We start from the raw sequence: 19,866 nt of genomic DNA on the forward strand, positions 1-19,866 counted from the left end.
CAATGCAACTAAACGTGTCGCGGTCTAAGTTAGGAGCACAGAAACCTATGGGGCGGATGGATGGCTTAACCAAGTCCCAAGGAGGTGAATGCCTCCTCACATCAGACTGTCCCTTGCCTCCCCCAGTCAGTCATCATTCCGATCGTACCGCTATGTTGGAGTCCTCGTCCCAAGTCGCCAATCTCCAGCACCAGGTTCAGCGCCAGGCATCCTACCAAAGATTAATTCGGCAGCTTACCTTTGCAATTCGTGGGTCAGTGGACTTACCCTTGGTTTCCCAGATTGCCCTTGAGGGAGCCACCGAAGCGCTCCACGCATCCCGTGCAACCATTCTACGGCTCAAGTTTTGGGATCCTCGCCACTTGATGCGATCGCCCGATCGCATTCCCAAAGCTCGGGTCATTATTGAAGGCTTCTACCCAACCCCCTCTGCGTCTGCTCTCGATGCCTCTTTGGAGATGGCAGAGGCTCAGCCCCAACCCCAGCCCCTGAGCCAGTCTTTTTGGGTTTCGGACTGCCACCTGTTTCAGTACGCCATGGGGCAGGGGGCTCAAACCTTAATTTTTAACAATGCTCAGGATTTTGCAGTCTGTCGATCGGTGATCAATCGGAGCTCAGAACAGAAGGATGCGGATCCAGCTAATCCGGACATGCCTGAGTCATCTTTGACCCTTGCTCCCCTGCTTCAGCCGGAGGAGATGCCTGCATTGCTGTTTGTACCGTTGGAGAGTAAGAACAAGCTTTTAGGCTTCTTGGCGATCCAGCACAATCAACCTCGGGCTTGGCAAGCAGATGAAATTGAGTTGGCAGAGTTGGTGGCTGCTCAGCTGAGTGCTGCCATTATCCAAACGGAAACCTTGCGCCAGGTAGAATCTTTGGTGGAGGAGCGGACTGCGCAACTGCAACAAAGTCTAGAACTTCAAGCCAAGTTGTATGAAATTACCCGTAAGCAGATTGAAAAATTACGGGAAATGAATCAGCGCATGGATGAGTTCCTCAGTACGCTCAGCCATGAACTGCGCACGCCCTTAACCAGTATGATGTTGGCGATTCGCATGTTGCGGGAAGCGAACCTGTCGCCGGAACGTCGTTTGCAATACCTAAATATTTTGGAGCAGCAGTGTGCCCAAGAAACGAGCTTGATCAATGATCTGCTGGCGCTGCAAGAACTGGAGAGCAAGCAGGTGGCCATGCAGATGCAGGCCGTGGACTTGCAACGCACGATCGAAGACGTGAGTCATTCCTTCGATCAACGGTGGGCGCTCAAAGGACTAGTTTTAGAAGTCACCATGCCCCCCGAAGTGCCTTCGTTGTTTACCGATGCAGCGAGTCTGAGCCGTATTCTCTTGGAACTGTTGACCAATGCGGGTAAGTATTCCGACCCCAATACGACGATTCAACTCCAAGTCAGTACAACCCCCGATCGCAAGCTGTTGCTCACCCTTTCCAATATTGGTCAGGGCATTTCCCCGGAAGAACTGCCCCATATTTTTGATAAATTCCGCCGCTGTCAAGGCATGACCCAGAATGCTGTGCCTGGAACCGGATTAGGGCTGGCCTTGGTGAAGAGTTTGGTGCAGCACTTGAACGGCACGATTACGGCAGCTAGCAATCCGCGATCGGATAGCCAATCCTATGAAACAAGCTTTGTTGTGACCCTTCCCCAAAGTCCAGATTTGCCGAAAGCTTAGGTCCTCGCCCTCTCTTGATCTCCATTGATAGAGAAGCCTCTATCAATGGAGATTCACTTGTTGATGTGAGGTTCGGAATTTGAAGCGGAGAGCGTGAATTCCCTAATGAATCTAGTTTTCATGAATCCAGGATCAGGAATTGTGCTTAGGGGTTTCCAAAATTCGTGGGGCAGACTAGGTATAATAAGCCGAGACCTATGCTAGTAACCTCAACTCCCCCCAAATCTCTACGTTGGCAACGCCCACGCTATTCGCCCGTCGCTCGACAGATGGACGTCTCAGTTTCTGCTGCCAAGTTAGGGGTTTGCCTATGGATGGATAGTAAAGGGCTGCGCCGCTCCAGTGCCGCCCGTCGCCAAACGGCAGAGTGGATGGTGCAAACCTTTTTGGACTTGGGGCCAACGTTTATTAAGATTGGGCAGGCCCTATCTACCCGGGCCGATCTGTTGCCGATGGAGTATGTCAAAGCCCTAACTCGGCTACAGGATCAGGTGCCCCAATTTCCGGTAGAGCAGGCGATCGCCATTATTGAAGAAGAATTGGGCAGTCCCCTCCAGACGCTGTATCAGGAATTCGATCGGGAGCCGATTGCTGCTGCCAGCTTGGGGCAAGTCCATCGCGCTCGTTTGCACAGTGGGGAAGAAGTGGTCGTTAAAGTCCAACGTCCAGGGCTGGAGCGACTATTTGATTTGGATTTCCAGGTTCTCAAACGTGTCATTCATTGGATCAAACGCTTTCTGCCAGGGTCTCACTATTACGACCTCGATGCGATTTATCAAGAATTTTCCGATATTCTCTACAAAGAAATTGACTATGTGCGAGAAGCAATGAATGCCGATCGCTTCCGCCGGAATTTCCTAGATCATCCCTATATTGCAGTCCCCAAGGTCTATCCGCGCTTTACCACGTCGCGGGTGCTGACGATGGAGTATATGCCCGGAATCAAGGTGAACGATCGGGCTCGTTTGGAAGCGGCTGGTATTAATCCTAAGGATATTAACCACATTGGAATTTGTGCTTACTTAAAGCAATTATTACAAGATGGGTTTTTTCAAGCGGATCCCCATCCCGGCAATATGGCCGTCAGTATGGATGGCAAACTAATTTTCTATGATTTCGGCATGATGGCAGAGGTGCAACCCATCAACCGCAACCAGATGGTTGAAACCTTTTTTGCCGTTCTGAAAAAGGATACCGATCAAGTGATCGAGACCTTGACGGATATGGGTTTAATCGAACCGATGTCCGACATGACTCCCGTTCACCGAATTATCAAGTTTCTCCTGGAACGCTTTACGGAAAAGCCCGTGGAAATTCAGGCGTTCAAGAGTCTGCGCAATGAGCTTTACAGTCTGTTTGAGCAACAGCCTTTTCGTCTGCCCGCTCGGATGACCTTCATTATCAAAGCGTTGACCACCTTGGATGGAGTGGCTCGGGACTTGGATCCGCAGTATAACTTGCTGGCGGCAGCGAAACCTTTTGTCAAGAGCTTGGCGACCTCGACGGTGCAAAATCAAGGACGCGGCATGGGCGAACTGGTGAAACAGGCGAAAGGATATCTGGCCTATCAGCTTAAAAAGCCGAATCCCACCGAAGTGGCGATCGCCCGTCTGGAGGAACGCCTCGCCCAAGGGGAATTGGAAGTGCGGGTGCGATCGGTGGAAAGCGATCGGGCACTGAAAACGCTTAACCTGTCTATCAAAGCCTTACTCTACGCTTGTATTGCTGGGTTCTCGGGGCTCATTGGTGCAGTGTTGTTACTGGCTGCCTATAAGGGAGGCGCGATCGCAGCGTTTGTCATTGCCGGAGTCGCGGGATTGATTTTACTGAAGGCGCTTCTGAAGCTTGCTGTGCGGGAAAAACTCGATAAGCTGATGGGGTCATAGTCAAGGCATTGAAGAAGATTATTGAAGAGTCAGCTTCGACGGCGGCTTAACCAAATTCCCCGCAACCCGACCGCTTTGGCAGCGCGGTAGTCTTCCTCTAAGCTATCCCCGACATGCCATGCTTCCTCGGGCCGACAGACATGTTTGCCCAGGGCGACTTGAAAGATTTTTGGATCCGGCTTGGCAGCGCCGACTTCCGTGGAAATGGTTACGGATTGGAAATACTGCGCTAAATTGAGCGATCGTAGGACGGCATAGATTCGCGAATCGAAATTCGACAAGATTCCTAACGGAATGCCCCGATCGTGCATTTGCTTCAGAGTGGCAACCGTATCGGGATAAAGCTCCCAAGGTTCCGCCGTTGCAAAGTGGGTAAATAACTCGGAAAAAAAGCGATCGAAGTCTTCAAACTGCGGCAAGATCCGCGCCCCATCAAACGTCGTTCGAACCACCTGCTTCCACCAGTCATATTCTAAAACGGGGATTTCTGAAGGTGATACGTTGGGAAACGCTGGCGAACCAGCCTGCTTAAATGCTGGGAAAAACGCTGCATCTAACGTTTGAGATGGTACTTCCACACCATAGCGGAGAGCAATTTTGGCATAACTAGATCCAACACTACCGCGCACTCCAAATAGCGTGCCAACGGCATCAAAAAAAATGACTTTCGGCGTTTCCATCGTTCTAGCTTCGATCGAGTTGACTGGCTTTCACTACCCTCTAAACTAGCGCAGCAACTCTACCAGGGGGCGCGTGATCCAGCTCATGCCGACCTTCAACTGATGTTCTAGGGTGGGCATCCGGAAGAGATAAATCATCCGCCGTGCCACATGGGCCGGGAAGCCGCTGAGTTGCAGCCCTAATCCTGCCAGCGCAGCTTCATCTGTCCCCAAGGTCAGCATTTCGCCCAAATGCTGATACTTAAAGGGCAATAGGGGCCGATGGGTCAGCGACGCCCAAAGGTTCCAGCCTGCATAGTCCGCCTGTTGAAAAGCGGCTTGGGCTGTGGCCGGAACAAATTGACCATCGGCATCTACCCCCGAGGCTAAATCCCCCAGGGCAAAAATTTCGGGATGATCGACCACCTGCAACGTGGGTGAAATTTTCACCTGTCCCCGATCGGTTTTCGGTAGGGGCAAGTCCCGAATGATCGGAGCAACGCGCGTTCCCACAGTCCACAGGACAATGTCCACGGGGAGGGTATCCATTTGCCCCTTGTAGCTCAAGGTGAGTTCGTCTGCGGTAATGCTTGCGATCGTTGTCTCTAGATCGACCCAGACCCCACGATCACTTAACGCTTTTTCGGCCACTTGGCGATTGAAGGGCGGCGAATTGCGCAAAATCCGATCGGCCATTTCCACAATTCGGATCCGTCCCCGATCCCCTAGTCGCGCTGCTAGCTGACAGGCCAGCTCGATGCCGCTGTAACCGGCCCCCGCGATCGCGACTCGAATTTTGTCCCGATCGGAGTTTTCCAGCCGTTGCAGCCGACTTTCTAGCTGATAGGCATCCTCCAGCGTCCGGAAGGGCAAGGCATAATCCTGAACCCCAGGTGCTAAATCCATGGGCGTTTCGCCTCCCATCGCTAGGACCAGGCGATCGTAGGTCAGCGATTCCCCCGTGGATAGCTGAACGCGCCGATCGGGTAACTGAATGGTTTCTACCGATGCTTGAATGAAATGGATCCCAGTATCGGCTAACAGCTCGACATAGGTGGGTGCAATTTCCCAGGCTTGCAATTCTCCCGTCAGCAATTCGTAGAGCAGCGGCATGAAAATGAAGCGATCGCGCTGATCCACCAAAATAATTTCTGGTTTAGAATGACCGACCCAGGGCAGTTGACTCAACCGCAACGCCGTATATAGGCCACCAAATCCGCCACCCAGAATGCAAATCCGAGACATAATCCAACCTTGAGGATTGCTATATTGCCAATTGTAAAGGGGATTCGTCCAGGGTGGGGTGGGATTGACCGTTTAGTACGAAGATGGGAAAGTCCTTTGCCAACCCTGACCTGTGATTGCGATTTATCCTGGAAGTTTCGATCCCGTGACGTTAGGACATCTTGACATTATTACCCGTGGATCCCGGTTATTCGATCGGGTGATTGTGGCGATCGCCCGTAATCCAAGCAAGGTACCGCTCTTTCCCGTCGAAGCCCGTCTTGAGCAACTGCGGCAGGCCACCCAACACCTGACCAACGTTGAGGTGGATAGCTTTGAAGGGCTGACGGTAACCTATGCCCAGGCCCGCCAAGCATCTGTCCTGATCCGAGGGCTGCGAGCTATCTCTGACTTTGAGATGGAGCTCCAGATGGCTCACACCAACAAAACCCTATCGGATTCGATCGAAACAGTTTTCTTAGTCACCTCAAATGAATATAGTTTTCTAAGCAGTAGTGTGGTGCGGGAGATTGCCAAGCTTGGTGGCCCCGTTGACCACTTAGTGCCCAAACACGTTGCCCTGGATCTTCACCGATGCTACGCCAAAACCCATCCGGCCCTGAAGGACGACACGATCGAGGATCCCAAAACCTCGACATCCAGCAAGAATTGAATCGTTTGGAGGAAATGCTACTGGATAGCCCCCGTCTCCCGCTGCCGTTGAGTCGTCGCACGATGGTAGATGAGGATGCTTTTTTAGATCAACTGGATCTCGTCCGCCTCAGTTTGCCGGAAGCCTTCCAGCTGGCGGAAGAAGTGGTGCGACAGAAGGACGAAATTTTAGTTCAAGCGGAACAGTATGCCCAGGAGATTATCGAAACTGCGGAGCAGCGAGCAGCCCAAATTTTGAATGAAACCGGGATTCTCCGGCAGGCAGAGTATGAAGCCCAGCAACTCCAGATGAAGGTGCAGCAGGAGTGTGAAGCTGCCCAGCAACAGGTCTTAGCAGAAATTGAGCAAACTCGACGACAGGCCCAACGAGAGTTAGAAGGGATGCAGCAGCGAGCCTTGGAGGAGGCAGAGGAAGTTCAGCGGGGGGCTGATGAATATGCAGATAAGGTGCTGCGAGACATGGAAGCACAGATGAGTGAGATGTTGCGAATTGTCCGCAATGGTCGTCAACAACTCAAAATCAATCAACCCGATGGTCGAGTCCCGCGCCCGCCTAGTCGATCGCCCCAAGGGAATCGCAACCGCAATTAAATCGCAACCGCAATTCAGTTGTCTTGTCTGCATGAAATCTGCAATGCATCCTGAGTTCACCCTGAGTTCACCCTGAGTGCATCAGGGGGCCTCCGTCCCTTGGCTGTGAATGTAGGTTGATGACACCCAGAGGGCTTGAACCGGGTTTCCCTTGAACCGGATTGCCCTTGAACCCGGATTGCCCTTGAACTGGGTTATTCTGGCTGGAGTCTGTCAATTGCAGCCCAGTATTGAATCCACTCCGAATCTTAAAGACTGTTATCTACTATCGACCGCGATCGTTATCAACTGTAGTTGCTATGTTTGCCAACAGGGTTGCCAATTGTTTTGCAATTGTGTGATGTATAGAGACTTTCCCTGGTATCAACCTCGAATTTCTCAATCATTAGAATGAATAGAAGTTTATCGATTATTCCCATTGGATTTTATATTCCAAATAGGCTGAAACCCTTAATCTACGGGAAATGATCGAAGACAGGTCTCCGTATTGAGTGACCTATCAGTAAAACTAAGACTCAAACTTACAAATGGAAATCATTGCATTGAGTTTAGATGTGATACATATTTAATTGAGCATTGATTTTTATAAGCGTTTCAATGCGACCTCATAGAAAAAACTCAATACTCCCAGGGCTTCTTATTTTTCTAGATTGACTTTTCAGAACCGTCACTTGGATGGTGGTCGATCGGAAGTACCCAGGTTGGGAGAGGTTGGGTAGACCCCTAAGTTTGACTGGCTGCTTTTTTAAGGTTTACTACACAGGGAGTGATGAATGGCTCACCCACTGGTTCAGTCGATTTGGCTGATTCCGATCTATACATTGATCGGCGCAAGTTTATCTGCCCTCTGGTTTCCTGGGATTACCCGACGAACAGGGCCCCGGCCCGCAGGGTATATCAATGCATTGATGACGCTGTTTGCGTTTGTCCATGCAGCGTTGACGCTGCCGATCGTCTGGGATGAACCCCCACTACATATTGTCTTGCCTTGGCTGCAAGTTGCGGGTTTAGACCTTTCCATTCCGCTGGAAATTTCGGGAACCTCGATCGCGGCGGTGGTCGTGATTACGGGCTTGAATTTGCTGTCGCAAATTTTCGCGATCGGCTATATGGAAATGGACTGGGGGTGGGCTCGGTTTTTCTCGTTGCTGGCTCTGTTTGAAGCCGGAATGAACTTTCTAGTGCTGAGCGACTCCCTCTTCTTTGGCTATATTGCCCTAGAAATTCTGACGCTGGGTACCTACTTATTAATTGGACTGTGGTTTAACCAATCCCTTGTGGTGACGGGTGCTCGCGATGCGTTTTTAACGAAGCGGGTCGGCGATCTGTTTCTGCTGATGGGGGTGGTGGCCTTGTTGCCGATCGCCGGAACTTGGAACTATTCAGAACTCGCGGTTTGGGCCAAAACTGCTGATGTTAACCCCACTGTGATTACCTTGGTAGGTCTCGCTTTGCTGGCAGGCCCCATGGGGAAATGTGCTCAGTTTCCGCTACACCTATGGTTGGATGAAGCGATGGAAGGGCCGGTGCCCGGATCGATTCTGCGGAACTCGGTCGTGGTACAGGTTGGGGTTTGGGTGCTGGTTAAGTTAGCGCCGGTGCTATCTCTGTCTCAAACGGTGCTCAATACCGCAATTATTATCGGGGCTCTGACGGCGGTGGGCGGTGCGTTGATTGCGATCGCGCAAATCGACATCAAACGGACGCTATCCTACCCCACCAGTGTTTACATGGGTTTGATTTTCATTGCAGTGGGTACGGGTGATATCCAAGCCGCGCTGTTGTTAGGGTTAACCCATGCTGTGAGTATGGCGCTCTTGGTGATGAGTACCAGTGCCGTTGTGTGGAACAGCATCACGCAGGATATTACCCAACTGGGGGGACTGTTAAGCCGTCGGCCCATCTCTGGGGGTAGCTTTGCGATCGGGGCTGCGGCAGCGATCGCGTTGCCTCCCCTCGGTGGCTTCTGGGCGCAAATGGAATTGATGAATGGCCTTTGGGCTCAGAATCCGATCGTGGCAGCCATTGTGCTGGTGGTAAATGCCCTGCTGGCCTTTAGTTACACCCGCGTATTCTGTCGAGTCTTTTTGGGTGAAGCGCAACAGATGTCCCAGCGTTCTCCAGAGATTCACTGGCCCATGGCGATTCCTATGATTTTTACGATGGGGTTTGTATTCCACTTGCCGCTGATCCTGTCCGCTGTGGATCTCTTGCCCAATTGGGCAGAACTGCAAAAAGATAATGCTCTCTTGCTGATCTGGTCTAGCATCACTGGGATTGCGATCGCTGCGGTGGTTTACCTCAGTCCCGCTGTCCAAAAACCCGTTCGGCTGCCGTGGCAGGGATTGCAAAACCTCTTTGCCTACGATTTCTACACGCCGCAACTGTACCGCAATACGATCGTGGGTGTAGTTGCCGTCGTCTCCTACATTACGGCTTGGTTCGATCAGTATCTTATTGATGGCCTAGCCAACCTCTTTGGGGTGGCCACGCTCTTCAGTGGCCAAAGTCTCAAGTACAGTACCTCCGGTCAATCTCAGTTTTATATGCTCACCATTCTCTTAGGGTTGGCGGCATTGGGTGCTTGGTTGAGCTATCCTCTGCTGTCCCACTTAAGGCTTGCGATCGGGTAAAGTCGCAGTCCCGATTGGATGGCTGCGGATGTTGTTCTACTTGTAGATTTTGTTCATTAGAGTTTGTCTATGCAGTTGCCACTCTTGAGTATGCTGGTTTGGCTGCCCGTTCTGGGAGCGGCAGTCATGGGGTTCTATCCGGGTCAACTCTCTGCGGCCCGAGCCCGCTGGGGCGCGATCGGGGTTGCTGGTGTTCTGTTTTCCCTGACCGCACTTTTATTTACCCAATTTGACCTCACCCAGGCGGGCTTCCAGATGCAGGAGTTAATGCCTTGGTTGCCTGCTTTGGGTTTGAACTATAGCTTGTCGATCGATGGTCTGTCCTTGCCATTAGTTGGGTTGGCCAATTTGCTCACCCTGATGGTGGCTTGCAATGGTGAAGTGGGGCTAAAACCCAATGAGACCCTGCAACGGCCTCGACTGTTCTACACCATGCTGCTACTGGTCAATGCAGGGGTGGTTGGTGCCTTGTTGTCCCAGAACTTATTGCTCTTTTTCCTCTTCTATGAATTGGAACTGATTCCCTTCTATCTCCTGATTGTGATTTGGGGTGGAGCTAAGCGGGAATATGCAGCCACTAAATTTCTGATTTACACTGCGCTGTCTGGCATTTTGATTTTGGCAGGGTTTCTCGCGATCGCATGGTTAACCCATAGCAGCAGCTTTGAGTATGGTGCGATCAACACCACAGAATTACCCACGACCATTCAACTCGTTTTATTGGTGGTATTGCTCCTAGGATTTGGTATCAAGATTCCCTTGGTTCCCCTCCATTCCTGGTTGCCGGATGCCTACGTGGAATCGTCTGCGCCGGTTGCCATGCTCCTAGGGGGTATTCTGTCTAAATTGGGAACCTATGGTCTGGTGCGCTTTGCGGTGGGACTGTTCCCAGAAACCTGGGCGTCTGTGGCTCCTGTGATGTCGGCGATCGCCGCTGCCTCTATTCTCTACGGTGGCTTCGCGGCCATTGCCCAGAAGGATATTAAGCGCATGGTGGCCTACAGTTCGATCGGGCATATGGGCTACGTGATGCTGGGGACGGCGGCCCTGACTCCCCTGAGTATGGTGGGTGCGGTATCGCAAATGGTGGCCCACGGCTTAATTCTGGCGCTGCTGTTCTATCTCGTTGGGATTATTGAATCCAAAGTCGGTACCCGAGATTTGGATGTGCTCAACGGCTTACTCAACCCGATCCGAGGCTTACCGTTAACGGCTGCTTTGCTGATCCTTGCTGCCATGGCGAGTGCGGGAATTCCTGGAATGGTGGGTTTTATTAGTGAATTTTTAGTATTCCAAGGGAGTTTCTCGGTCTTCCCGATTCCGACTCTCCTTGCGATCGCAGGAACAGGTCTGACAGCGGTTTATTTTGTGATTCTATTAAATCGGACTTGCTTTGGCCGATTGGATTCCAAGAGTGCTTACTATCCCAGTGTGAGCAAGCGGGAATATTTCCCCGCGCTGATTTTGATGGCGACGATCGTTTTCCTCGGAGTGCAACCGAGTTGGTTAGTGCGATGGAGCGAACCCACCACCCAAGCGATCGTGGCCTCTGCTTTCCCCAACCAATCGATTGCTGCGGTGCTGCCGACCCATGTCAATCTGCGCGATCGGGCTCCCCATCTGGAAGCAACCCATCTCTAACCTGAGTTAAACGTTTGACGCAAACGCTTGAGTCAAACGCTTGAGTCGAACTCTGGATTTCACCCACACTTATGAGGATCTGTGCTGATGACCGTCGCTACTCCCCCCTCCACCAAGCTGCCACCGTCCAACCATCCCCTGGCGGACATCATCTATCGCCTAGAAGCGGGCGGGGCAATGCTGCCAGATACACCAGAAAATCTCATGCAGATTATTGGGCTATACAAAGCCTATGCGGTGCCAATGGATTTCTACTGGCGGGATTTGCTGTACATCGGTGAACAGGTATTTTTAAATCCGTTGCCCTTTTTCAAATACTTTATTTCCGAGGAATACCTGCAACTGCCTAACCACTATGCAGGCGATACAGCGGACTTGCGGATTTGGCGAGGCGGGGCAGACTGTCATCCAGAACTGCGGGAATTCATTGAGAAAGGCGAACTGAAACAGAAACTCCCTCGATTGTTCCATCACCTCTGGCACGATCGCATCAACATGGAGTTTGCTGAAGAATGCATGCGATCGATGCTTTGGCACCGCGATATGTATGTGCCTTGGAACCAGTTCGATCCCTATCTTGACTCCGAGGAGTACAAGCAAAATGCCGATCGGGCTATTAAAGCCTACTTCAAAGGTAACCCGGTGATGCTGGGCTTGTATAAGCTCTTCCCCGACATGTTCCTCGAGCAGTGCCGTCAAGCGTCCTACTATGCTAACCTCGGCCTGTTTTGGGAAGTCATGGCTCCGGTGTTTTTTGAAATGTCCGATCTCTATGATGAGGGCAAGTTAACAAGCGTTCCGGAAGCAATGAATTTCCTGGTGAATGGCATTTTCGCGATCGCGGGTCGGCCTATTTATCACCATGTTTACATTCGCGGTGAATGCTACGAAATTATTCCCAAATCCAAAGGCTTCACTTGGCTGTATGAGGCTGCATTGCCCTACGTGGAAGCGGTGTTTTATCGCACTTCTCCCTTCCGAGGCACGAAATCCTATAATGCCCAAGCCAAGCAGGTTCCCGATGACCAGCAGGATTTCCACTACGGAGTGCTCTATGCGGATAAATTCCCCGTAGGCACCGCAGGCATTCCTCCCACATTCTTGGCTCAGGATATGCTACATTTCCTCCCACCCTATTTGGTGGAGTATTACCAGCAGCATTGTCGAGGAGAAGACGATATGTTGGTTCAATTGGCCGTCAGTTTCCAGCGATCGATGTACTGCGTCACCTCTGCGGTGATTCAAGCGCTACGGACAGCACTGCTGTATCCGTTAGACGATCCCAATCCCGAACATTTGAAAGCGAACCGCGCTTTCTTTGAAGCCCAAATGGATCGTTTCCTAAGACCGGAAGCTCGGATTCGCGATATTCAAACCCAAGACTATCGCTAGTCATCAAAAACGGGAAGGCGTGAATCATCAATTCATGCTTCCCGTGACTTTTCAAACGATTCAGTTCCGACTGTGATTGTAGCGAGTGATCGTAACGAGGTTAGTTGAGGCAAGCAAATCCTCAGATTCTTGCCTAAGGCCCCATCAGGATAACGTTATCAATCACATGAATGATTCCGTTGTCCGCTTCAATATCTGCGGCAATCACGGTAGAATTTTTGACTTCGTTGGATTTCATATTTAATCGAATCGAAGTGCCTTCTAAGGAATCAACTGAGTCCAGTTTTTCCAGATCCGCCTTGGTATATTTCCCAGCCACGACATGATATTTCAAAATTCGGCCTAACTGGGGAGGATTTTGCACCAAGGTTTGTACTGTACCGGGAGGTAATTTTTCAAAGGCAGCATCGATCGGTGCAAAAACGGTGAATGGCCCTGGACTCTTGAGCGCATCCACTAAGCCAGCTGCTTGTACGGCTGCAACTAAGGTTTTGAAGTTGTCATTACTGACTGCAATATCAACGATGTCTGCCATGGTAACTCAACTGGTAACGAATGGTATAACTCATATCAACAGTACCGCGATCGTAACCTGTTTCTTTAAACCTAGAGTAATCAATTTCTAATCGATTTGATTCCAGGAAATGGTCAAAGAAATGGTCGAAAAGTTCGATAGAATACAAGAGAGGATTTTACTTGCAATGCATTCGTACAAGAGTTGTCAAAACGTGCTTCCCATTAAAAAAGCGCTGCACAGTGAGCAACTGAATAACCACTTCAGGAATCGATCTCCTCAGGCTCCTGCAAATAGAAGGAGGACAGCATCATCGCTGTTGTAGTTCATTCAAAACTTTATTGTGCAACGCATGAATTGGAAGGGAGCATACGCTCTTAATCAAGTATAATACCCGTAAATTCCATAAACAAAAAGCATTGTAATAATTTTTTGACATAGATTCAAATCTATAGCACTTGTTGACCCCTGGAGATAGACCCTTGCAGAACGCCACTCTACACCAACTGAAGGTCTTTGAAGCCGTTGCTCGTCACAATAGCTTTACCCGTGCAGCAGAGGAGTTATTTTTAACTCAGCCAACGGTTTCTATGCAGGTCAAGCAACTGTCGAAAACTGTTGGTATGCCCTTGTTTGAACAAGTGGGTAAACGGCTGTACCTCACAGAGGCTGGGCGAGAGTTGTTTACGACCTGTCAAGATGTTTTCGATCGTTTATCGAAGTTTGAAATCGCGATCGCGAACATTAAAGGATTGAAGCAAGGAAAACTTCGTCTTGCTGTAATTACGACTGCGAAGTATGTTATCCCCAGAATTCTGGGGGCCTTCTGCCAGCGCTATCCTGGGATTGATATTTCCCTCACGGTAACGAACCACCAATACGTATTGGATGGATTGGCCAGTAATGAAAATGATCTCTATATTGTCAGTCAGCCCCCTGAGGATATGGATGTTGAGATTCATCCCTTTATGGAGAATCCCTTGGTCGTCTTGGCACCTCGCAATCATCCCCTCGTGGGCCAAAAGCAAATTTCCCTAGAGCGCATTGCCGAAGAACCTTTTATCATGCGGGAACCCGGTTCTGGAACCCGTAAAGCGGTACAAAAATTATTCGATGCCCACGGGTTACCCCTTAAGGTCAGACTAGATTTGGGTAGCAATGAAGCGATTAAGCAAGCGATCGCAGGCGGCATGGGAATTTCAGTACTTTCGAAACACACCTTGGCTTTGGAAGGATTGACGAACCAATTAACCATTCTGGACGTGGAAGAATTTCCGATCGAACGCTATTGGTATGTGGTCTATCCTTCGGGTAAACAGCTTTCCGTAATTGCTAAGGAATTTTTCCAGTACTTGCTGAGTGAAGGCAAAGCAGTCGCTGAAGCAACTGCTTTGCAAAAACTGCTGTAGAGGGTGAACCGCAATTTTTTCACTGACTGCTAAGATGCAGTTTCCGAACCCAATTGCCGAATAATTTCCGTTAAAGTTTGTTGGGGCGATCGCGGATTCCAGCCGAGTTCACGCATCGCCTTAGCCCCACTCACCCGCACACAGCGATCGTAGACGTAATGGACTCGCTCGTTATCGATCGGCGGCTGCCAGCCCGTGAGTTGCCCAATGACATTCAACACCTTAGCAACCCCGCGCACTAGCCATTCGGGGGCTTCTCGGGGGGTGGGTACTCCAATTTCTTGACCGCAAAGTTCAAACATTTCCCGCGTTGTCAAATCGCCTGCGGACAAAATAAAGTAATCGCCCGCTTGCCCTTGGTCGATCGCCCGCAGCATCCCATCGACCAAATCCTCCACATGGACAATGCCTGTCACCCGTTGGCCCCCTGCCCAGAGTTTTAACTTCCCTTTGGCAAAGGTTTTGAGCACGGGGCCAAAATGGGGGTCATCGACGCCAAAGATTCCCGATGGCATCACGCTAACGATATGGGTTCCTTGTTGAACGGCTTGATCGACCAATTGCTGAGCTTGATATTTGGTGCGATCGTAGGCTGAGGAAAAATCCTGCTGTTCCCGTTGAAAGGTTTCATCGATCGTGCGTCCCTGGGTATCCCCAAAAATCCCGATCGTGCTGCAATAGAGCATTTTGGGCACCCCTGCCGATCGCATTGCTTGCAAAACTGCTTGGGTGCCTTGTACATTGGTGCGTTCCATTTTCGCCGCATCAACTAAGCCTAATTCCACATAGGCTGCAATGTGAAACACTAAATCAACCCCTTGCATGGTTTGGGTTAATGCCACTTCATCGGTAATCTCGCCATAGGCATAATCTAAGTTGCTTACCCCTTGGTTGTTTAACCCTTGCAACCGGGTGAGGTCACTCGATCGACGGACGTAGGCAATCACCCGATCGCCCCGATTAAGTAGCGATCGTACTAAGTAAGATCCAGTAAACCCATTAGCACCCGTAACTAGTACTTTCATAGCAATTGTTGAGGAAATACAAAGAATTCACTAAAGAGTTCACTAAGGCTATTAGAAAGCAATGGCTGAATTTAATCTCCTAACTATCTAATCCTGAAAAAATAGGACAAGTGATGGGATTGAATTTTCAATGCAAAAAAACCGTTGAAGAATCGCTATCAGTAAAGAATCGCTGTCAGTTAGCGTAGACAACGTTGATGACTACAGAGATTTTTCGTAAATTCGATAGGTCTTATAAATTTTGCCTCCGGAAGCTTCAATTAATTTGCGAGAGGGGAAGTTATCTTCATACACCCAGGATAGTTCTGCCCGTTGGTAGGGCTTCCCCTTCATTTTCCCCCCTTGTAACCCGAGGTGGATTAACCCTAGGGGTACCATTTTTCGGCGAAATTCCGGTAGGCAAGCGATCGCAATGACCCGCCCTTGATTAATTTGCCGTTTATACCAAAGGAATTTGAGAATCCCCCAGATATCTAATTTGCCCTTCACCCGTTTTAATGGAATGTTGTAATCGGGTAAACCCATCCAAAAGCCAATCATTTCACCGTTATATTCTGCGATCGGAAACACATCTGGATCAACTAAGCTTTGTAGCGACTTCGCTTCCTCCATAAATTCTTCTTGGGTTCTGGGTGTGGAACTCCAATTCTGTTCAAAGGCACGGGTAAACAGGTTGTATAAACTAATTACATCTTCCGTAAACCCTTCTCCTTGGGTACGAAGAGGCCGAAATGTCACCCCTGCTTTCAAGGCGATGTGGTAGCCTTTTTCAAACTGCGCGGTCAACTGCCGATCGGTTAATGGAAAGTCATAGGCGTAGGCATCCTTGGCTTTCTGCCAGCCCATTTGTTCAAAGAACTTGGGATAGTAGGGTGGGTTGTAGGGCATCATGATCATGGGCGGTGAGTCAAACCCATCCACTAAAAAAAGACAGCTGTTATGGGTGGATAAATCGATCGGTCCTCGCACTTGGGTCATGCCCTGTTGTTTTAGCCAAGCACAGGCTGCATCCACTAGAGCCTGCGCTACTGGAAAGTTCTCCACACATTCAAAAAAGCCAACTAGCCCAACATTACACCGTTCTTTTTGGATGAGGCGATCGTTCACCGCTGCCACAATGCGACCGAGTACTGTGGGTTGACTCGTCTCGTTCGATCGATCAGTTTGCACGGCGATCCACTGTTGCAAGTGACCGTACTGAAAAAACGGATTACTGGGGTCAAACTTTTTCGCAACATCACTACGCAGGGGCGCGACCCAGTTGGGATCGTTCGCGTAGACACTGTAGGGCACATCCAAAAACTGTGCTTGCTGGGCAGGCGTCGTTACCGGCACAACTTGAAAGTCCATAATTTACAGAGGCAAGTAATTTACAGGGGCAAGTTTACAGGGGCAAAATTAAGAGATGGAAGAGACTTTTGTGGAAGTTGGTAGTACTATAGCAGCCTCCTGCCCACCTCTTTGCGAATCCTTGCTGGCCTTTGCCTAATGGAATCTCTGAGATGGCCATCTTGCCGGATTAACTGCTTGGTTGTCAATTTGGTGGCAATCGGCTGGTTCTGTTCTGCCCTTGATTCGCAATCAGCAATTTGATTCGCAACGAATTTGCAACAAAAAAAGGGTGGTAACCCACCCTTAGAGATATTGCTTTGCACCACTCAGACGTTCTGACAAAATCTGACGAGACCAGATCAAGTTTGTCGCCAATGGCTAGGATTGACCTCGATCGGCAAACTGGTTACTCATGAAGCAGCCCGACGACGACGGCCTAACAGACCTAAACCTGCAACTGCTGCAATCCCTGCCATGGTAGTCGGTTCAGGCACTTTGTGTAAATCCGATCGAATGGCCAACCCATCGTTGCCGCATTCTGCAAATAGGTTCGCTACAAAAGAACCCACCTTGAAGTCAGCTGTCCGTTTAAAGCTGAAGCCCAATGTTTGGCTGCCTTTCGCGCCAAATTGCGCAAAGTTCAAGCCTGCGGATTGAAGATCTGCCGAAGACATCATGAAAATGTCGCTGACTTTCTGACCGGATTGAATTGCATTCAGGATGGTTCCCGTTCCGCTTTGTTGTCCTGCAAAATAGCTATCCCGTGCAGTCAAATCTCCGAAGGAGTCATTGTAAGCTCCCTTGTTGGTTGTCTTTGTCCAGTCACTCCACTTCGTCAGATTTGCGTACCCATGGTTTTGGGATGTTGTACTCTTCGCCTTCACATTGGAGTAGACGCCCACTTGAGATACACCGGACTGGGAGCCGTTGGTGGCGAAGTGAATTCCCACGAGCTGACCGGCATCACTGGCTGCTTTAAAACTCTTGCCCGTGAAGTTGAAGAATAAATCACCATAGTTGATGACTTCGTTTTTATACAAGGAACCCTGAAGGGTCATGTTGGTGTTGAGCGCGACAAAGATGGAGTCGCCGGATTCCTTGATGGCAATGCCTTTGTAGTCAAAGACGCTACCGCCGGACCCGTTGTTGGAACCCCCGATCGCATAGTCCCATCCATTTAAACTGTAGGCGTTGGCCTGGGAGGGATTGGCAACCAGAGCAACACACAGGGTTGCTGCCGTGAGACTGGTGATTTGAGCGAGTGTAGCAATTTTGCGAGAGGAGATCATAGGACAATCAGCCTGCGTGATGGTTTCAGAAAAATTTGGTTTCAGAACTTGATGTCTGTTGTGTTTTGAGTATGTCTCCCTGAAAATACCCTCGACAAGATGAGTCATGGAAAACTCACTCCAGTTTTATGGATTACCCAGTGCTTGCGTAAAATTACGGATTTCATGGCGGTTGATATCGATCGTTGCGCAGCGATAGACCGATAGACTGATCTAGTAAATTGAGTAGTTCTAATGAGAGATTTTGGGCTTCGATCGTTCCTTTGCAGAATGTACTAGAAAGGCTACGGGGATAAAACTACAGAATTCCCCTGAGGCACATCGATTATTTTTTGTACCGTGCAATATTACGATCGTCCCATTTCCGTTGATTGTCCGTTCCCAAGACTGTGATCAAGCTCACAATGTGAAAGAGCGATTAAGCATTTTCCACAAAAAAGAGGCTCGACCGCGGTCGAGCCTCTTAGCTGATGATTTAATTGGTTAAACCATTGTCGGCAACACTGCCTGGATGATTTTTTCTCTAAACAGCTTCGCAAATTCTTCGCAAAGCAGCGCTAATCGTCTAAGCGCTAATCGTCTAAGTGCTAATTACCTAAGCGCTAATCGTCGTTTTGCAGAGACGATCGCGCACAGTTACCATGGCACTGACTAGCGCGTCCATTTCTTCCCGAGTATGGGTGGCCGTTACCGTTGTCCGAATACGGGGTTTGGCAATAAACCAAATGGCTGAAGCCCAAATTCCTAGCTCCATCAACTCCCGTGCAAACTCCTTGGGACTAATGCCCTCGGGTAAGAGAATCGGGACAACGTTCGTTTCTCCGATCGCCTCAAAGCCTTGTTCTGCTAAACGCTCCCGTAGATACTGGGTATTTTCCTGCAAACGCTGTACTAGCTCAGGATTTTCCTGCACGACCCGGAGACTTTGCAGGGCGGCAGCCGTTAAAGGGGGAGCTAGGGAACAGGTGCCGATCGAGGTGGGGGACACATTCAACAACGGAATCAGTTCTGGGATGTGGGAGCTAATGGCTGCCCCAACAGATGCCCCGAATTTGGAGAATGTCGTCATAATCAACGGATTGATGCCCCGTTCGATCGCGTAATCGGGCTTGATGCCAAAATGCTCGTAAATGCCCCGTCCCGTTGAACCTAATGCGCCACTGGCATGGGCTTCATCCATTACAAGCGTACTACCGGGATAGTGGGAGAGGATGTCGATCATTTTCAAGAGTGGCACTACATCCCCATCCATGGAAAAGACGGCATCGGAGACCACGAGAATGCGATCGTCGGGACGGGCATGGCGTTGTAGCTTGCGGGCAAAGTCCTCCATGTCGCAGTGGCGGTAGGCACGCACCCGCACCCGAGGACTGTGACCGAATAATTTGCCCGATCTCGTCCCCGCATTGGCGATCGCTGTTACGATACAGCCATGGTTCAATACATCCGTGAGAATTAGCGTTTCTCGCGTATGCTCAAACTCAGGGACTGGAATGGCAAGATGACAGAAGGCATCCATGAGAGCCTGCATGGCCATCCAAGCATTGAGAAAGAGTTGCGTATGGGGCAGATGCTTGAACTGAGAAATTTCGGTTTCCAGTTGACGGTGTAAATCAATCCGTCCACTCAACACCGAGGTGGAGCTATTGGAGGTGCCATAGTGCAGAATGGCATCGATCGCGGCTTGCTTCACCGACTCGTTTTGCGTCAGCCCTAGGACATCATTGGTGCAAAAGGTCAGAACCGTGCGTCGTTTGCCGGTTGTGGTTTCTTCAATCTCGACAATGTTACCGTCCTTGCGGTGGCAGATATACTCATCGGGATCCAATCCGCTCTCGTACCATCGCTGGACATACTCCTTTACAACTTGCACGGTTAACTCCTCTCAACCTTGTCCGAGATTGCACG

15 protein-coding genes are annotated in these 19,866 nt (G+C 50.1%); 8 read left to right on the forward strand and 7 right to left on the reverse strand.

The window, feature by feature from the left end; all coding sequences use genetic code 11:
* Positions 1-47 precede the first annotated feature (47 nt).
* Together H6G21_RS07720 and H6G21_RS07725 are read left to right on the forward strand one after the other, a co-directional pair.
* Entirely contained in the window at positions 48-1,691 is a 1,644-nt protein-coding gene (locus H6G21_RS07720; RefSeq protein ID WP_190572311.1) for a HAMP domain-containing sensor histidine kinase, read from the forward strand.
* Between the two features lie 197 nt (positions 1,692-1,888).
* On the forward strand, positions 1,889-3,577 hold the full coding sequence (locus H6G21_RS07725) for an AarF/ABC1/UbiB kinase family protein (protein ID WP_190572313.1): 1,689 nt from the start codon (positions 1,889-1,891) through the stop codon (positions 3,575-3,577).
* A 29-nt stretch (positions 3,578-3,606) separates the two neighbouring features.
* On the opposite strand, the gene H6G21_RS07730 is transcribed toward H6G21_RS07725, so the two are convergent.
* Complete coding sequence (locus H6G21_RS07730) at positions 3,607-4,257, reverse strand: HAD family hydrolase (protein WP_190572315.1); 651 nt, start codon at positions 4,255-4,257, stop codon at positions 3,607-3,609.
* Between the two features lie 45 nt (positions 4,258-4,302).
* Positions 4,303-5,481 carry an NAD(P)/FAD-dependent oxidoreductase gene (locus H6G21_RS07735; RefSeq protein WP_190572317.1) on the reverse strand — a complete coding sequence of 393 codons (1,179 nt, stop codon included), beginning with the start codon at positions 5,479-5,481 and terminating at the stop codon, positions 4,303-4,305.
* Positions 5,482-5,593: 112 nt separating this feature from the next.
* On the opposite strand from H6G21_RS07735, the gene coaD reads away from it, so the two are divergent.
* From coaD to H6G21_RS07760, 5 genes are all read left to right on the forward strand, one after another.
* Complete coding sequence (gene coaD / locus H6G21_RS07740; protein WP_190572319.1) at positions 5,594-6,133, forward strand: pantetheine-phosphate adenylyltransferase; 540 nt, start codon at positions 5,594-5,596, stop codon at positions 6,131-6,133.
* Complete coding sequence (locus H6G21_RS07745; protein ID WP_242041710.1) at positions 6,055-6,723, forward strand: hypothetical protein; 669 nt, start codon at positions 6,055-6,057, stop codon at positions 6,721-6,723. The genes coaD and H6G21_RS07745 overlap by 79 nt, the downstream gene beginning before the upstream one ends.
* A gap of 773 nt (positions 6,724-7,496) precedes the next feature.
* Complete coding sequence (locus tag H6G21_RS07750) at positions 7,497-9,356, forward strand: NAD(P)H-quinone oxidoreductase subunit F (protein WP_190572321.1); 1,860 nt, start codon at positions 7,497-7,499, stop codon at positions 9,354-9,356.
* 69 nt (positions 9,357-9,425) lie between these two features.
* On the forward strand, positions 9,426-10,997 hold the full coding sequence (locus H6G21_RS07755) for an NADH-quinone oxidoreductase subunit M (RefSeq protein WP_190572323.1): 1,572 nt from the start codon (positions 9,426-9,428) through the stop codon (positions 10,995-10,997).
* 87 nt (positions 10,998-11,084) lie between these two features.
* Positions 11,085-12,389 (forward strand): CO2 hydration protein, encoded by a 1,305-nt coding sequence (locus tag H6G21_RS07760; protein ID WP_190572325.1) that lies wholly within the window; start codon positions 11,085-11,087, stop codon positions 12,387-12,389.
* 133 nt (positions 12,390-12,522) lie between these two features.
* On the opposite strand, the gene H6G21_RS07765 is transcribed toward H6G21_RS07760, so the two are convergent.
* A complete protein-coding gene (locus H6G21_RS07765) occupies positions 12,523-12,924 on the reverse strand; it encodes a fasciclin domain-containing protein (protein ID WP_190572327.1) in 402 nt (133 codons plus the stop codon).
* Positions 12,925-13,385: 461 nt separating this feature from the next.
* Between H6G21_RS07765 and H6G21_RS07770 the strand changes: the two genes are divergently transcribed.
* Positions 13,386-14,312 carry a LysR family transcriptional regulator gene (locus tag H6G21_RS07770; RefSeq protein WP_190572329.1) on the forward strand — a complete coding sequence of 309 codons (927 nt, stop codon included), beginning with the start codon at positions 13,386-13,388 and terminating at the stop codon, positions 14,310-14,312.
* Between the two features lie 29 nt (positions 14,313-14,341).
* On the opposite strand, the gene H6G21_RS07775 is transcribed toward H6G21_RS07770, so the two are convergent.
* From H6G21_RS07775 to H6G21_RS07790, 4 genes are all read right to left on the reverse strand, one after another.
* A complete protein-coding gene (locus H6G21_RS07775) occupies positions 14,342-15,337 on the reverse strand; it encodes an NAD-dependent epimerase/dehydratase family protein (protein WP_190572331.1) in 996 nt (331 codons plus the stop codon).
* A 201-nt stretch (positions 15,338-15,538) separates the two neighbouring features.
* Positions 15,539-16,687 (reverse strand): GNAT family N-acetyltransferase, encoded by a 1,149-nt coding sequence (locus tag H6G21_RS07780; RefSeq protein ID WP_190572333.1) that lies wholly within the window; start codon positions 16,685-16,687, stop codon positions 15,539-15,541.
* Between the two features lie 392 nt (positions 16,688-17,079).
* A complete protein-coding gene (locus H6G21_RS07785; protein ID WP_190572342.1) occupies positions 17,080-17,958 on the reverse strand; it encodes an XDD3 family exosortase-dependent surface protein in 879 nt (292 codons plus the stop codon).
* 595 nt (positions 17,959-18,553) lie between these two features.
* The gene (locus tag H6G21_RS07790; RefSeq protein WP_190572344.1) at positions 18,554-19,831 is read right to left on the reverse strand and encodes an aminotransferase class I/II-fold pyridoxal phosphate-dependent enzyme; all 1,278 of its coding nucleotides are present in this window, start codon (positions 19,829-19,831) and stop codon (positions 18,554-18,556) included.
* Positions 19,832-19,866 lie beyond the last annotated feature (35 nt).

This window comes from Alkalinema sp. FACHB-956, from assembly GCF_014697025.1.
Classification (GTDB): domain Bacteria; phylum Cyanobacteriota; class Cyanobacteriia; order Leptolyngbyales; family Leptolyngbyaceae; genus Alkalinema.

Coding starts and splice junctions, on each gene's coding strand:
- H6G21_RS07720 (WP_190572311.1), top strand. CDS start 48: ATGGGGCGGATGGATGGCTTAACCAAGTCCCAAGGAGGTGAATGCCTC.
- H6G21_RS07725 (WP_190572313.1), top strand. CDS start 1,889: ATGCTAGTAACCTCAACTCCCCCCAAATCTCTACGTTGGCAACGCCCA.
- H6G21_RS07730 (WP_190572315.1), bottom strand. CDS start 4,257: ATGGAAACGCCGAAAGTCATTTTTTTTGATGCCGTTGGCACGCTATTT.
- H6G21_RS07735 (WP_190572317.1), bottom strand. CDS start 5,481: ATGTCTCGGATTTGCATTCTGGGTGGCGGATTTGGTGGCCTATATACG.
- H6G21_RS07745 (WP_242041710.1), top strand. CDS start 6,055: ATGCTACGCCAAAACCCATCCGGCCCTGAAGGACGACACGATCGAGGA.
- H6G21_RS07750 (WP_190572321.1), top strand. CDS start 7,497: ATGGCTCACCCACTGGTTCAGTCGATTTGGCTGATTCCGATCTATACA.
- H6G21_RS07755 (WP_190572323.1), top strand. CDS start 9,426: ATGCAGTTGCCACTCTTGAGTATGCTGGTTTGGCTGCCCGTTCTGGGA.
- H6G21_RS07760 (WP_190572325.1), top strand. CDS start 11,085: ATGACCGTCGCTACTCCCCCCTCCACCAAGCTGCCACCGTCCAACCAT.
- H6G21_RS07765 (WP_190572327.1), bottom strand. CDS start 12,924: ATGGCAGACATCGTTGATATTGCAGTCAGTAATGACAACTTCAAAACC.
- H6G21_RS07775 (WP_190572331.1), bottom strand. CDS start 15,337: ATGAAAGTACTAGTTACGGGTGCTAATGGGTTTACTGGATCTTACTTA.
- H6G21_RS07780 (WP_190572333.1), bottom strand. CDS start 16,687: ATGGACTTTCAAGTTGTGCCGGTAACGACGCCTGCCCAGCAAGCACAG.
- H6G21_RS07785 (WP_190572342.1), bottom strand. CDS start 17,958: ATGATCTCCTCTCGCAAAATTGCTACACTCGCTCAAATCACCAGTCTC.